We start from the raw sequence: 13,680 nt of genomic DNA on the forward strand, positions 1-13,680 counted from the left end.
CTTATGATGGGGGTTTTAGCATCGCATCGGTCATGCGTGTGACACGCACCATCTCTTTGACGTCATGAACGCGGACGATCCGGCATCCCTTGGCAACCCCCAAGGTGACCGTGGCCCCGGTTCCTTCCACCCGTTGGTCCACCGGCAGGTCCAGCGTGCGTCCGACGATGGATTTCCGGGAAGTTCCCAGAAGCACCGGATAGCCCAGCTCGACGATTCGGTCCAGGTGATGCATGACGATTAGGTTCTCTTCGTAGGACTTGGCAAAACCGATCCCCGGATCCAGGATGATTTTCTCCTCCCGGATACCGGCGTTGCGGGCGATGGTGACACTCTCCAGCAGATCGGAGCAGATGTCCTCGATCAAATGATCATATTGCGCCTGTTTTCGATTGTGCATGAGGACGACGGGAACATCCATCTCCTTGGCCACAGCGGCCATCTCCGGATCTTTCTTCAACCCCCAAACGTCGTTGATGAGACAGGCCCCGGCCTGGACCGCCCGGCGGGCCACCTCCGCTTTGTAGGTATCCACGGAAATCGGGACATCCACCACCGGAGCCAATGCCTCGATCACAGGCAGTACCCGTTCCAGCTCGTCCTCCAGGGAGACGGGAGTTGCCTGAGGGCGCGTCGACTCCCCGCCGACATCGATCAGGTCCGCACCCTCTTCCACCATTTTTTGACCGCGGACCACCGCCCTTTCAATCCGGTCATATTTTCCCCCGTCCGAAAAGGAATCCGGTGTAACGTTCAAAATCCCCATCACCAGCGTTCGTCGGTGAATCGGCAAGGTATAAGGACCCGCTTGAATCGGACGGGTATTTCCGCGGGTATCGGCTACAGCTTCCGTTCCAAGAGTCATCGCCGTTTCTCCTCCTGTATCCGTTAAGCGGTTCCCGCCGCTTCGATTTAAGAAATCGATCTATCTTTTCGCCGTTTATTCGCATATCGTCGGCTGTGCCGGGTCTGATCCCCGGCAAAGATTCATAAAATTGGATAACAACCGTTTTCCTTCCCCGGTCAGGATGGATTCGGGGTGAAACTGCACCCCTTCCAGGAGAAACTCCCGATGGCGGATCGCCATCACTTCCCCCTCCTCCGTTTCCGCGCTCACTTCCAAAACCGCAGGCAGGCTGTTCCGGTCCACGATCAGGGAGTGATACCGGTTGGCCTCAAATGGGGAAGGCACCTGATGAAACAGTGTACAGCCGTCATGGTAAACCAGTGATGTTTTGCCGTGCATCAGTCGATGGGCCTGTACGACCCGGCCGCCGAAGACCTGGGCGATGGTTTGGTGACCCAGGCAGACGCCCAGAATGGGAATCCGGCCGGCATACCGGCGCACCGCTTCCAGGCTGATCCCCGCCTCATCGGGAGTTCCGGGCCCCGGAGAGAGCAGGAGGGCTTGCGGGTCTTTCTCCTCGATCGCCTCCAAGGTGATCCGGTTATTGCGGAATACCTCCAGCTCCTCACCTAACTCTCCCAGGTACTGCACCAAGTTATAAGTGAAAGAATCGTAATTGTCGATAACAAGAATCATTGGACCTCATCTCCTCTCTCCTCGGCTCTTCTCATCCGTTTAGCCATCCCATACCCTCTCTCGTGAAGGATTGAGCAAAGAGGGCAAGTGGATGCCGTTCCTCACATCAGTTTACACCAAATCGATTTGGGATAAAAGGTTTACTCCTTCGCAGGGAGAAATCCCCGTGTAAAGGAAAACACGCTGACCCGACTCTTTCGAAAGATCAGGCCACCGTGTATGGAAAGAAAGGATCACGGAGCGGTTGCGGGTAAATGCCGCCGCTCTCGATTTCACAATGCTTCTAGAGGTCAGCCGTCAGTGTCATTCCTGATCGAACCGGTACAGCTCCGTGGTGAGATACCGCTCTCCATTGCTGGGAATCACTGTGACGATCCGTTTTCCTTCCCCCAGGCGGCGGGCCCACTTGAGGGCGACGGCGACGGCGGCCCCAGAGGAAATCCCGCCGAGGATCCCTTCTTCCTCAGCCATGCGGCGGGCCCAATGAAAGGCCTCCTCATTGTCGACAGGAACCACTTCATCATAGATATCCGGATCCAAAATCGAGGGAGCAAAGCCGGCACCCAGCCCCTGAATCTTATGGGGGCCCGGTTTGCCTCCGGAGAGAACCGGTGAGGCGGACGGTTCCACCGCGACGATCCGAAGGTCAGGAATTTGTTCTTTCAACACACGGCCAGCCCCGGTAATCGTCCCCCCGGTGCCGATCCCGGCCACCAGAGCGTCGATCCGGCCGTCCATCTGCCTGAGCAGTTCAGGGCCGGTTGTATCCCGGTGAATTTCTACGTTGGCGGGATTATCGAACTGCTGTGGCATGAAGTAGTCCGGATGTTCCTTGACGATGGCTTCCGCCTTGGCGATGGAACCTTTCATCCCTTCAGCCCCGGGGGTGAGAACCAGTTCCGCCCCGTAGGCCCGCAACAAATTGCGCCGTTCCTCACTCATCGTATCCGGCATGACCAAGAGAGCCCGGTACCCCTTGGCCGCCGCCACCATGGCCAATCCGATTCCGGTATTGCCGCTGGTGGGCTCTACGATGGTGGATCCCGGTTTCAACAGCCCCCGTTCCTCGGCGTCCTCGATCATACCGAGAGCGATCCTGTCTTTCACACTGCTGCCAGGATTAAAGTATTCCAACTTCAAAAAAACGTCTGCATCGCTCTTTCCGACGATCCGATTCAACTTGACAATCGGGGTTTGACCGATTAATTGTAAAATATTGTCCGCTACTCGCATGAGTGCCTCCTAGTAAACCAAGCAGTTCGATGGGTATTTATGGTTTTATCGTACCAAGCCCCTGTCGGGAAGTCAATCACCGGGATGTGGAAGGAAAGGGAACCGCGTGTCTTCTGGCGCCCTCAACTCTTGGCTTCCTCCGCCAGTCGTTCCAGCTCCTCCCGGGATATTTCGTAGGTCTGATTGCAAAAGTGACAGATCACCTCGGCCCGGCCCTGCTCCCGGATGATGCTGTTCAGCTCTTCCCGGCCCAGGCTTCTCAGCATGGTGCGGGTCCGCTCCTCGGAACATTGGCACTGGAAGGAGAGGGGTTGAGTGGCGAGAACCTGAGGCTCTCCATCCCCGAGCACCCTTTCCAACAGATCTTCCGGTGTCGCCCCGCGCTTCAGTTGCTGGGTGACGGAAGGAACTCGCCGAACCCGCTCTTCCAGTTCTTCGATCCGTTCATCTCCGGTTCCGGGCATCACTTGGATAATAAAACCTCCGGAAGCAAGTATGGAAGCATCCCGGTCGACCAATACCCCCACCCCGACGGAGGAGGGAACCTGTTCCGACACCGTCAGATAATAGGTGAAATCATCCCCCAGCTCTCCGGAAACGAGGCGGACACTGCCCCGGTAAGGCTCCCGCATCCCGAGATCCTTGACCACATTCAGGGTTCCGGCTCCCACCGCTCTCGCCACATCCAGCTTGCCCAGGTCGTTCAAGGGTAAATCAACGACCGGATGGGTGACCGTTCCCCGGACACCGCCGCGGGCATCGGCATCCACCAGGATTTCACCGATGGGTCCGTCCCCCTGAACCTGGATCGTCAATCGATCGGATTCATTTTTCAGCATCATTCCCATCATCGCCCCGAAGGAAGCGGTGCGTCCCAGGGCGGCGCTGACCACAGGCCAGGTGTGGTGACGTTGTTGCATCTCCCCCACCAGATCCGTTGTGACAGCGGCAAGCCCGAGTACGCTCCCACCGAAGGCGGTGGCACGTACAGCATAATCTCGACTCATCCGATAACCCTCCTGTTTCCTCCCTATCTACTCTTCCCTGAAACGACAAAAAGGAACCCCTTTGTCGGGGTTCTGTCGAGACGAGCCAATCGGTCGTTAAGAAGCATTGTGAAAGTCGGACAGCAAAGTCGCTATTTCGGGTAAACGCTCGAATCGAACATTCAATGACAAGGCTTCTAGCCTAGAAGCGTTGTGATTTTTAGCACATCCTTGGTGGGTCGGGGTGGGGTTCCACACTCCGTTTCGTTGTTCTGACGAGCCAAAGGCACTCCGTGTGGAACCCCACCCTCCCGAACAGGAGCTTTGTCACAACGCTTCTAGGGCGTGTTTGATCATTAACGATTGTCTCACGCTTTTTGGTTTCGTTCATAAATCAATTTCAGCCCCGCCAGTGTCAAAAGCGGATCCACTTCATCGATCGTCCGGGCTTCGCCGCAGATCAGTTCCGCCAGCCCGCCGGTGGCTACCACCGTCGGCGGTTGGGACATCTGTTCCTTCATCCGGGAAACAATTCCGTCCACCACCCCGACATAGCCGTAGAAGACCCCGGCCTGGACGGATTTGACGGTATTGCGGCCGACAACGCTTTCCGGTTTGACGATTTCGATCCGGGTTAACTGGGAGGCCCGTTGATACAGCGCTTCGGTGGAAATGCTGATCCCCGGTGTAATCGCCCCACCCAGATAATGCCCCTTCTCATCGATAAAGCAAAAGGTGGTCGCCGTTCCGAAGTCGACGACGATCACCGGAGGACCGAACCGCTCGATCGCCGCCACGGCGTTAGCGATTCGGTCCGCCCCCACTTCCCGCGGGTTTTCATACTGGATATTCAGTCCCGTTTTCACTCCGGGACCCACAATCAGAGGAGTCACATGAAAATACTTGCGGGCCAACAGTTTAAACACATGGGTCAGCGGCGGCACGACAGAACAGATGATCAGACCCTCAATGTCCGCCATCTCGATTCCCACATGTTGAAACAGATTTTTCAACCGCATCGCGTATTCGTCTTCCGTCGAGTTGCGGTCGGTATGGACCCGCCAGTGATACAGTAGCTCCTCCCCTTCGTACAGTCCCAACACGATATGCGTGTTGCCGACATCCATCACCATCAACATCGGATATCCACCTGCTTATGCTCAAGTCCCTTTCATCATAGCAGGGGGACCGTGGGAATTCAATTCAACCGGGGTTTGATTCTTTTGAAGTCTGTGATGGTTCGGCAGTAAGAATCTGGATGCTTCGGACCATTTCTTCCGCCTTTTGAACCGCTTCATCGGTATCCTTTCCTTTGGCGACCACACAGCCGATCCGGTCAAAGGAATGCTTCAGTCTCGGGACTTCCTCCCCTTCCTCCACTTTGATCTCCACCAGACAAACATTCGGATCTTTTTTCACCTTCTCAACTCCCCGGATCTCTTGAACGATCCCTGGCGGAGGCGACAAAAAACGAATCGCCGCTCCCCCCACCGGAGGAGGGGGAGTCTTCCAAGGAGTCATCCGGCTTGTTTCCCATGCGAACAGCATGGCAAGCATGTTCTCCCCATACGCGATTTTATACAACTCATTGATCTTGTCTCCTCCGATGCGATTATGAGACTCCAGAATCCGCAATCCTTTGGAAGTGATTTTTAACTCAGTGTGGGACGGCCCATCTATAAAATCCACTCCGTCTAAAAAGGAGGTTACGGTCCGAACCACCTCTTTTTTCATCCTCGGAGAAAGCGTACTGGGCATGGCGTGCCCTCGTTCTACAAAGTTCGGAAAAATCACTTTGTCCGTGATCGCCAAAATATGGTGGTTTCCGTGAAAACTAAAGGCCTCCACACTGATCTCCGGACCGTCCAAATATTCCTCCATCAGAAACTCCGATCGGCCATTCCGGACCAGCTGAGACCAAACGACATTCCGTTCGGTTTCATCCCTGACCTGGTAGACTTGATCACTCCCTGCCCCGTCCGTCGGCTTTACAATGAAGGGATGAAAAGGACTCCTCAAAAAAGAAAAGAAGTCCTCCTGTGTACCACCCACCCGAAACCGAACAGACGGGAAGCCGATTTGCCGGAGTCGGGTTCGCATCTTTCCCTTGTCCTTTAATATCTCCACGGTTTGAACCGAATTTCCCTTCAAGCCCAGCCGTTCGTGGCATCGGGCCGCCGAAACAAGAGCTTCATCCGCAAAGGAAAGGACAACCTCAACCGGGGTGGTTTGGTGAATCGTCTCCACAAAGGAAAGGAGCGTTTTTTCATCCTCGATATCCAACGGGTACGCTTCATCCGCCAACCATCGATGATGTTCTTTCAGACGTTCTTTTTTGTGGATCAGGATCACATACAAATCCAAGGCTTTCGCCTGTTCCAGGACATTCTTCCGTAAACCGATCACAAGAACGCGTTTAGGCTTGTTCGGCATCCGACGCTTCCTCCTCCGGTGATTCCGTTTTCAAAGAAACCACACTGAAGAGAGTCACAATCAAAATGAAGATCCCCTGGGAGGCATAAAGCCAACGCTGAGAAACCACTTCACTCAGAACCCCCATCAACAGATAGACACCCAACGAGAAAAAAGTGACGAGGGTCGTAAATACGGAATGAACCCGTCCCTGAAAATCGAGATCCACCAGGTGCTGAATCGTGGTTAAATACAGGATGCGAACCTGAAAAGTGATCCCGATCAACAGATACCCGACTATCGCTACAATGAGATTGGTGGAAATCGAAAAAATAATCAGGCTTCCCGCAAGAGCCCCCATTCCGAAAAGCATGGTGAATCGTTTTCCCCATTTTTGTGTCACCGATGACAGATACAGGCCCCCGATCACCGCCCCGGTCGCAAAGGCCGCATCAATATACCCGAATCCATCCGCTCCCACTTTTAAAACCTCTTTGGTGAAAGAGGGAAGAAGCACATTGATCAGACGAAGGGTAAGGGGGAACGTGAGCAACAAAATATACAGAAGGGCTATGTACCGATGGTTTCGAATATATCGGATCCCGTCCAAAAGGTCTTCCCGATAACGGAGCCAGGCTTGTTTCGCGGTCTGATCCTTGGTTAACCGTCTGCGATGGGTTTTACGCATGTTTATGATACAGACGGCTGAAACAAGAAAAGTGGCCGCATTGATCACCATCACCCAAATGGGAGAGGAAAAGGCGACGATTAATCCACCCAGACCGGTTCCGACTAAGGAACCGACTTGGGCAGTCACTTGTGTGGTCGTGTTTGCTGTCATTAAGAGGCGCTTGGGTACAACCTCCCGGATCAAGGCCACCACCGTCGGCTGAAAGATCAGATCCCCGATCGCCACAAAAAAGGCCATGAAGTACAGGTGTATGACTTCCAGAAAACCCGCCCAATAAATGATCGGAATCGCCAATAACACGATTGCCCGAAATAGATCCATGGAAGAAGCCAAAACTCTCCGATCCAGACGATCAATAAAAACCCCAGATAAAGGAGAGAGCACAATTCCAGGCAACGAGGAACAAATCAAAAGGATCGCTACGGATATATTCGCATTCGTCATTTCCAGAACAAGCCAACTGTTCGCGATAAACTGCATGCCCATCCCCAAAAAGGAGATGCTGGTACCGACAAAATACAGAAAATAAGAGGGGATCTTTAATACTTCTTTCCGTTCCGCCCACGTGGAAGCACTCATGACTTCGAGCCTTTCAGATAATAGTGCTTCATCACTTCGGTGGACCACTCCGGTTGCCGAACGGGCCCTTCCGGACCAAACTCCTTCATATACGGCTTGACATCCAGAACCGGGGTTCCGTGAATGGCATCCAAAGCCTTAACGGTTAACGCAAGCCCTTCCACCCGCAACAGTTGACAACGGGACACCCCGATGCGGTTGGGTCGTGCCTTGGCCCGCTGAGCAAAAATTCCCGTTTTGGGCCAGTCGGTTCGGTTACGGGGATGACGGGCCCCCGTCTGTATCCGATTTTCAGAGACCTGATTCATATAAAACACAACTTCCAAATGGGAAAAGGATTCAAGACCGGCCGTCGCTTCTTCCGTATACTGTTTTGAGTCCATATGAATGACAGAAACGATGTCTCCCCAGTAATCATCAGTCATCTCTTTCCGTGGCGACTCAACGGTTCCCACGGGATATACAGTTATGGTTTCCATCCCGTTTTTCTCCTCCGTTTAACCTTTCCAGATGGTCCCTCGAGCCAAAAGATGATAAGGATGAACTCGTTGGACCGTCATAAATATCTCATCGGGGTCGCAAGAGCATTTCTCCGAAAGCACCTTTTGGACGATATTCATGACTCGAACCACCTGTTCTTCTGTATATCGGCTTTTGCAATACATCACAACAATCGGCGCCGGTTGATCCCCTTCCCATCCCGGCTTAAAAGCATTTTCCGGCGAAACTGGATGCCAGAGCATCCACGCGTGGTTGGGAGGCAATTGAAGCTCGTCCAAGATCTCGTTGGACAACCTCGCCAACAAACCTTGGGGGGCTTTCGATTTCGGACTGTATATATGGATCACCGGCATCGTCAATTCCCCAACTTCTGTCCCATGATCAGGACGGTACGGATCGGCATATAAAACGTCCCGTCCCGCTCGTCGATTCCCATGGCGTCAAGAAAATGTTTCGGAGCTTTCCGCAACTCCTCCTGAATTTTCCTTTCCGCCTCTTCACCGGAAGAAGCGATTTCACACCACCGCCGGACAGATACCCCCGAGGGGCGTTCGTAGAGCCCGCTTTGAACCTTAAGGATATCCAAGCCGGCATCCACAAAGAATTGTTTCCATTGGGAAGCCCGATAGCTGCGGACATGAGTCGGGTCATGCAGAACTTCCAAGGTGTGATTGAATTCATCGATGTCCGGGTTCTCATATCCTTCAAGATCAATAACGGCGACCCGCCCGCCGGGTCTTGCCAATCGCCCCATCTCTTTCACGGCTCGTCCGATATCTTCGAAATGATGGGGAGCCAATCGGGAAACGACAAGATCAAAAGAATCGTCGGGTAAAGGAATTCGTTCAGCACTTGACTCGATTCTTTCGGCCTCCACCCCTTTTTCCCGGGCCTGATTGATAAAGGCGGAAAGCATATTGGGGGAAGGATCCACTCCCACCAGACGCTGGGCCCGTTCATGGAAAGAAATCGCCAAATGGCCTGCACCGCAGGCAACATCACAGACCGAATCAACGGTATATTCACCGGTGAATTCATGAAGTAATCGGATCGTCGGACTCATACGATGAACTTCGCTGTTGAGAAAGTTCGAGGCCATTTGATTGAATCGTTGGGCGCTTTTTCCCTGCATTTCAAAACCCCCAATCGGTCGAATATTGTTTATTTTAACATATCAAGAATAAGTTGTTGAATATATTGTTCAGCACGGATATCCACAGCCTCTTCCTCCTCCAGGGTATGTCCGTATCCCTGAAGGATATGGATTTCCGTTCCCGAAAATCCGGATTCTTCGAAATGCCGGGCTGTCTCAGGTGCATACTGTTCCGGAGCGATTGAGACGATCGTGGATAAATCCTCCCCATATCCGATATAATCCTCGGATCCGTAAACCAAATGAGTATAACCGCCGGGTTCGCGGGTTTCAAATGGCTCCTCCAGCACGTATCCGATCAGCACCCTCCCCAGGGCCGGACTCGGCGGATCATGGACAAGCACTTCAGCTCCCAACGACATCCCGATGTAAATAAGGGGCCCTTCGGGATGAAGGGTTTGAAGGGCTTGCTTGAGGCAACAACTCCGAAGCCTTACATGCTCTTCATCGGCCGGTTCACCGTTATCTTCCCGCAAAGGGCAGTCAAATTGAACAACACCGATATTTTTTTCCGTCAAAAGAACAGAAAGGCGGCTGTAGAGAGTCGTCTCTCCCGCCGCTCCATCTTCATCCAATCGCCCCATCTGTCCCGAGGGAACAATCACACAACTAACGGTGGGCTCTTCGGGACCCCGGTAGCGGCCCCGATACTTCACTCGGTCGACTTCAAAGGAAAACCATGCTTCCTTCATTTAAAACCTCCGGCACAAAGGCTCCGAAAATGAACCCGCGCGCTGATGAATGTACACACTGATGATTTCCTCATGAAGCGCCTCCCCATCCAAAGTGGGAATCAAGGCATCATCCGTTTTTTCGATCAGGCCTTTGTCCAGCAACTCCGTGAACACATCCTGATACGGAGCATCCTCCAGCAGGTCAATACCGAATTGTTCCCGATAGCGTGTCAGCTCGATCGGCTGATTGGACTTGAAGTTAAATCCGAGGGCGGAGGCCACTGCTTCATGTCCGGTCAACAGACGGCCAAAGGATAACGGGACTTCATCGCTTTCTTCCATGTGTTTGACATATGCCGCGATATCCGAAATGTTATGGGTTTGAACCACTTCCTCCCGTCCGCCTGTCAACCATCCATAGGCGCCGGGTCCGTAAGCGATCATGGTGTCATAACGCTGCCATTTGTTACGGGAAACCTGCGGTATGTTACCGTCCGAATACGTTCCCGGTTTACTCCACCACCCGCAGGGACTGGGATGATAGCCAAATTCCAATAAAACCCTTAAAGCCGCTTCCCGCATTTGATACGTTTCATTTAAAGACGGAAAGAATCCTTCGCGTTCCAAACGGTTGCGTACCTTCGGGATATTCCAGACGGCGCGGTTTCCAATACCCATGCTCTGCCGATCGGCATTCCGCAACCGGTAAATCGTAATCGTCGGGACCCCGAGTTTGCAAAGCGTCCGGAGATCTCGTTCGACGGTTTCGGGGGTCTGATAAGGGAGACCGAACATAATGTCCACATTGAAGGGTTTCTCGGTATCCAACAGCTTGTGAATCGCCTGTAAAGACATTTCACTGTCGTGTTTGCGACCCACAAATTGATTGACTTCATCCTGCAAGGATTGAACACCCATACTGAACCGGTTGAATCCCAGCTCAACCGCTTGTTCCAGCTCATCCTCCTGATAGTTGTCCGGGTTTCCCTCCAACGACAATTCGCAATCATCCGTCAATCGATAATGCTCCCGAATGTGATCCAGAATTCGAGCCAAATGACGGCTTTGCAACAGAGAAGCCGTTCCACCCCCTATGTAAAAAGATTCGATCCGGGCCTGAGGCAACCAGGAAACGTGCTTCAGATACCGATTGGACTCTTCGATCAGCAGGTCCGTCCATTGATCCAAAACGGCATCGGTATTGTCGCCGTTCGGGATAAGTTTTTTGACATAATTGCAAAAATGACAAATGTAAGAACACAAAGGAACATGAAAGTAGAGGTGCGCAGGTTTCCCGGCTCCATCATGATTGATATAACGCCGGAACAGTTCCCCTGCCGCCAGTTTATCCCCATAATTCGCGGTAACGTTGATATTGTAATCATCCCGGTCAATCTGCAACTCGGGATGCTGTTCCAACAGTTTTCCCAAGTTGAGCTCCACATCAGGTAGGAAGGTGCTCTTTTGCATTCTGTTCACACCTTTCTTCCGGCAAGCGTTAATTTGATATTTTTTTCTTTCCGTTCTTTCCAATAAGCGTCGGTTTTCAATAAGAACTGCCGAATGTAGTCCGTAGCCCCACAACCCCGCAAGTCCTTGGAAACATTCCGGGCCAGGGGCGGACACCGAAATTGACACCAAATATCCGATTGATATACCTCACAGGATTGGCAAACTTCAAACTCATCGAAAGTAATGGACCGGAAATCATCAAATCCGTCCTTCCAGATGTTTCGGAAGGAATCTTCCCGCAGATTTCCCGCTTTGTACATCCCGTTACTCATACAGTTACTGCAGGGATAGACATTGCCGGAACTGTTGATATAGACAAAGGAACGGCCGCATTTTTCCTGATTCGTAGCTTGTTCCAGCCGTTGAGTGAAATTGATGGTCTGCACCGTATACATCTCTTGATCCTCTTGGTTTTTCGGGGCCATTTCGTCTACATCGTCCGGCCCCTGACTGAAGCGTTCCATACAGCGCTTGTATACCTCGAAAACTTCATCAATATCTTTCGGTTGGAGGAGCAGGTCGGGATGCAACAAAGCTCGCCCCACGGGGTGGGTCTCCAGCCACTGCGGGCGGGGAAAATCATTTTCAACACACCATTCAAAAATTTCCTCCACATCGTGGATGTTGTACCGATGAACAGAGATCGCGGTCCGAAGGCTGTGGCCGTACTTTTTCATCCAGTGGAACCGTTCCCGGAGTTTGGGAAAATCCATCCCTCCCCGGATGGTCCGTTCGGGATCGGCGGTGTCAAAACTGATAAAGAAAGAGGCTCCGGGGGGGATCGACGCCAATTTTTCTTCCGTAATCAACAAACCATTGGTAAATATTTGAGTCAAAAAGGGTTTACTCATAGCGTGTCGGATAATGGTGGTCGCATCCCGGTGAGAAAACAGTTCGCCCCCGGTTAAAAACACCTGCAATACACCCATATCGGCCAATTCATCGATGAGCTTCAGGATCATTTCGGTAGACATCTCATTGGGGCGTTTCACGGCGGAATCGGCATAGCAATGTTTACAGCGAAGATTGCAAAGGTTTGTGGTTTCAATAAAGGCAATCGCAGGTGCACTTAAGTGAAAGCGTTCCAGATCGACTAGCGGATCATCGATGATGGAAATGTCAAAGTTTACGTCAAACGGGTTGATCTTTCCCTCATTAATGGTATCCAGTGTCTCCTGAATATCCGGCTTTAAAAATTCGACCCGACCATCGGGGAGTAAGGCCACGATACCGCCATCGTTTACTTGATAAGGGATTTGAATCATAAAGCAACTCCCTTTTTTCTTTATTCCATTCGATCGCATCGTTGAAGAAAAAGGGCAGTCCCAAAACAAGACCGCCCTCTTTTGAAAGATCACTTATTGCGCACAGTGTGAGCAGCTCCCACTACAGCCTGAACAACGCCTTCCTTCCCTTTTTTCATGTGAATACGGGACATTTTACGTGTTTTCATCCTATTCACCTCCTTGTCTAGGATTCTATCATATCTGAACTATTGTATTAAAGATAATATTCATAATAATTATTAATGATAGAATTAATAAATATCATGAAACAAACAGACGTTAAAAAAGACGGCGGACTGCATACAGCAATCCGTCGTCTTTGGAGTAGGATCCAAAAAGGAATTGATCGGGGTTTTCCGGATGGCGGGCAGTGGGCGGAAGAACACGCAATTTATGTCCGGCAGCTGAACTGGAAGCCGGTGACAGTGTATGTGAATCACTTACTAAAACGAGTCGAGAATCTCTATGCCCAAGCGAAAGAATGGCATGGGTTAGACTGTGCCCGAGGTCGGCGTCTTTGGCGTATGCAGATCCAGATTCGAATGACGGCCATTACCCAGAACTTTAAGCGGATGGCCCATTTTCTGCACCGCCACAGCTCGATGATCGGGCAGTCTCTCGCTTATTCTTTTTTCCAACGACTGAAATCTGACCAGATCACAACGTTTCAGGTCGCTTCTGGTAACCCCGTTGCTAATATTCCCAAGTAATTCTTTCGATTAGCTCTGTAATCTCACTTTTATCTCTTGAAGAAAAAGATAAGAGTGGTTTTTCCCAATTTGTGTTTTTTATTAATTCAAGACGATATTGGCCACTTGGATCTGCTTCGGGATACCAGCCTAAATCTAATAGTAAATCTTCTCCACAGTGTAGCTGCAATAAATCTTGAGTAAAAAGTAACCAATTTTCATCGTCTGGGCTCAGTTGAAGTGGATTCAATTCAATAAATTTATTGTAAGTTACTGTCCATCCTGGGTAAATTATCAAAAATTGCAAACGAACTACGGGTAAAGATTTTTTAAATTTCATTTATTACCATCACCTTTTTTGAAATCCTTTTTATATTTTTCCAATCGTTTCTCCGACATCGGATGTCCATGGTAAACTTGG

Annotated in this window: 15 protein-coding genes; 1 reads left to right on the forward strand and 14 read right to left on the reverse strand. The window is 51.4% G+C overall.

The features are described 5' to 3' along the window. Position 1: 1 nt before the first annotated feature. The 13 genes from folP to CHM34_RS16660 all read right to left on the reverse strand — a co-directional run bounded on the left by folP (position 2) and on the right by CHM34_RS16660 (position 12,549). On the reverse strand, positions 2-865 hold the full coding sequence (gene folP / locus CHM34_RS16600; RefSeq protein WP_094265735.1) for a dihydropteroate synthase: 864 nt from the start codon (positions 863-865) through the stop codon (positions 2-4). Between the two features lie 75 nt (positions 866-940). Continuing rightward, a complete protein-coding gene (locus CHM34_RS16605) occupies positions 941-1,543 on the reverse strand; it encodes an anthranilate synthase component II (RefSeq protein WP_094265736.1) in 603 nt (200 codons plus the stop codon). A 303-nt stretch (positions 1,544-1,846) separates the two neighbouring features. Beyond that, complete coding sequence (cysK, locus tag CHM34_RS16610) at positions 1,847-2,776, reverse strand: cysteine synthase A (protein ID WP_094265737.1); 930 nt, start codon at positions 2,774-2,776, stop codon at positions 1,847-1,849. A gap of 122 nt (positions 2,777-2,898) precedes the next feature. Then, on the reverse strand, positions 2,899-3,783 hold the full coding sequence (gene hslO / locus CHM34_RS16615; protein WP_094265738.1) for an Hsp33 family molecular chaperone HslO: 885 nt from the start codon (positions 3,781-3,783) through the stop codon (positions 2,899-2,901). A gap of 347 nt (positions 3,784-4,130) precedes the next feature. Next, the gene (locus tag CHM34_RS16620) at positions 4,131-4,901 is read right to left on the reverse strand and encodes a type III pantothenate kinase (protein WP_094265739.1); all 771 of its coding nucleotides are present in this window, start codon (positions 4,899-4,901) and stop codon (positions 4,131-4,133) included. 64 nt (positions 4,902-4,965) lie between these two features. Beyond that, positions 4,966-6,195, reverse strand: coding sequence for an ATP-grasp domain-containing protein (locus CHM34_RS16625; RefSeq protein ID WP_094265740.1), 1,230 nt, complete (start codon positions 6,193-6,195; stop codon positions 4,966-4,968). Next, positions 6,179-7,444 (reverse strand): MFS transporter, encoded by a 1,266-nt coding sequence (locus tag CHM34_RS16630; protein WP_094265741.1) that lies wholly within the window; start codon positions 7,442-7,444, stop codon positions 6,179-6,181. The genes CHM34_RS16625 and CHM34_RS16630 overlap by 17 nt, the downstream gene beginning before the upstream one ends. Then, positions 7,441-7,923 carry an SAM-dependent methyltransferase gene (locus CHM34_RS16635; RefSeq protein WP_094265742.1) on the reverse strand — a complete coding sequence of 161 codons (483 nt, stop codon included), beginning with the start codon at positions 7,921-7,923 and terminating at the stop codon, positions 7,441-7,443. Before CHM34_RS16635 ends, CHM34_RS16630 begins: the two co-directional genes overlap by 4 nt. Positions 7,924-7,941: 18 nt before the next feature. After that, the gene (locus tag CHM34_RS16640) at positions 7,942-8,298 is read right to left on the reverse strand and encodes a hypothetical protein (RefSeq protein WP_141201748.1); all 357 of its coding nucleotides are present in this window, start codon (positions 8,296-8,298) and stop codon (positions 7,942-7,944) included. Positions 8,299-8,300: 2 nt separating this feature from the next. Next, entirely contained in the window at positions 8,301-9,077 is a 777-nt protein-coding gene (locus CHM34_RS16645) for a class I SAM-dependent methyltransferase (protein ID WP_206093832.1), read from the reverse strand. Between the two features lie 29 nt (positions 9,078-9,106). Continuing rightward, positions 9,107-9,790, reverse strand: coding sequence for a hypothetical protein (locus tag CHM34_RS16650; RefSeq protein ID WP_094265744.1), 684 nt, complete (start codon positions 9,788-9,790; stop codon positions 9,107-9,109). Beyond that, positions 9,791-11,242, reverse strand: a complete 1,452-nt coding sequence (locus CHM34_RS16655; protein ID WP_094265745.1) for a coproporphyrinogen-III oxidase family protein — start codon at positions 11,240-11,242, stop codon at positions 9,791-9,793. It abuts the gene before it with no gap. 5 nt (positions 11,243-11,247) lie between these two features. Continuing rightward, positions 11,248-12,549 carry a radical SAM/SPASM domain-containing protein gene (locus tag CHM34_RS16660; protein ID WP_094265746.1) on the reverse strand — a complete coding sequence of 434 codons (1,302 nt, stop codon included), beginning with the start codon at positions 12,547-12,549 and terminating at the stop codon, positions 11,248-11,250. A 284-nt stretch (positions 12,550-12,833) separates the two neighbouring features. Here CHM34_RS16660 and CHM34_RS16665 point away from each other — a divergent pair, with 284 nt between their 5' ends. Continuing rightward, positions 12,834-13,280, forward strand: a complete 447-nt coding sequence (locus CHM34_RS16665; RefSeq protein ID WP_141201749.1) for a hypothetical protein — start codon at positions 12,834-12,836, stop codon at positions 13,278-13,280. Here CHM34_RS16665 and CHM34_RS16670 read toward each other — a convergent pair. Next, the gene (locus CHM34_RS16670; protein ID WP_094265748.1) at positions 13,264-13,599 is read right to left on the reverse strand and encodes a hypothetical protein; all 336 of its coding nucleotides are present in this window, start codon (positions 13,597-13,599) and stop codon (positions 13,264-13,266) included. The genes CHM34_RS16665 and CHM34_RS16670 overlap by 17 nt on opposite strands. Between the last annotated feature and the right edge of the window lie 81 nt (positions 13,600-13,680).

The sequence above is a fragment of the Paludifilum halophilum genome, assembly GCF_002245355.1.
Classification (GTDB): Bacteria; Bacillota; Bacilli; order Thermoactinomycetales; family DSM-45169; genus Paludifilum; species Paludifilum halophilum.

What these genes read in the sequence shown, in the direction of transcription:
- folP (WP_094265735.1), bottom strand. Translation starts at nt 865, where the DNA reads ATGACTCTTGGAACGGAAGCTGTAGCCGATACCCGCGGAAATACCCGT.
- CHM34_RS16605 (WP_094265736.1), bottom strand. Translation starts at nt 1,543, where the DNA reads ATGATTCTTGTTATCGACAATTACGATTCTTTCACTTATAACTTGGTG.
- cysK (WP_094265737.1), bottom strand. Translation starts at nt 2,776, where the DNA reads ATGCGAGTAGCGGACAATATTTTACAATTAATCGGTCAAACCCCGATT.
- hslO (WP_094265738.1), bottom strand. Translation starts at nt 3,783, where the DNA reads ATGAGTCGAGATTATGCTGTACGTGCCACCGCCTTCGGTGGGAGCGTA.
- CHM34_RS16620 (WP_094265739.1), bottom strand. Translation starts at nt 4,901, where the DNA reads ATGTTGATGGTGATGGATGTCGGCAACACGCATATCGTGTTGGGACTG.
- CHM34_RS16625 (WP_094265740.1), bottom strand. Translation starts at nt 6,195, where the DNA reads ATGCCGAACAAGCCTAAACGCGTTCTTGTGATCGGTTTACGGAAGAAT.
- CHM34_RS16630 (WP_094265741.1), bottom strand. Translation starts at nt 7,444, where the DNA reads ATGAGTGCTTCCACGTGGGCGGAACGGAAAGAAGTATTAAAGATCCCC.
- CHM34_RS16635 (WP_094265742.1), bottom strand. Translation starts at nt 7,923, where the DNA reads ATGGAAACCATAACTGTATATCCCGTGGGAACCGTTGAGTCGCCACGG.
- CHM34_RS16640 (WP_141201748.1), bottom strand. Translation starts at nt 8,298, where the DNA reads ATGCCGGTGATCCATATATACAGTCCGAAATCGAAAGCCCCCCAAGGT.
- CHM34_RS16645 (WP_206093832.1), bottom strand. Translation starts at nt 9,077, where the DNA reads ATGCAGGGAAAAAGCGCCCAACGATTCAATCAAATGGCCTCGAACTTT.
- CHM34_RS16650 (WP_094265744.1), bottom strand. Translation starts at nt 9,790, where the DNA reads ATGAAGGAAGCATGGTTTTCCTTTGAAGTCGACCGAGTGAAGTATCGG.
- CHM34_RS16655 (WP_094265745.1), bottom strand. Translation starts at nt 11,242, where the DNA reads ATGCAAAAGAGCACCTTCCTACCTGATGTGGAGCTCAACTTGGGAAAA.
- CHM34_RS16660 (WP_094265746.1), bottom strand. Translation starts at nt 12,549, where the DNA reads ATGATTCAAATCCCTTATCAAGTAAACGATGGCGGTATCGTGGCCTTA.
- CHM34_RS16665 (WP_141201749.1), top strand. Translation starts at nt 12,834, where the DNA reads ATGAAACAAACAGACGTTAAAAAAGACGGCGGACTGCATACAGCAATC.
- CHM34_RS16670 (WP_094265748.1), bottom strand. Translation starts at nt 13,599, where the DNA reads ATGAAATTTAAAAAATCTTTACCCGTAGTTCGTTTGCAATTTTTGATA.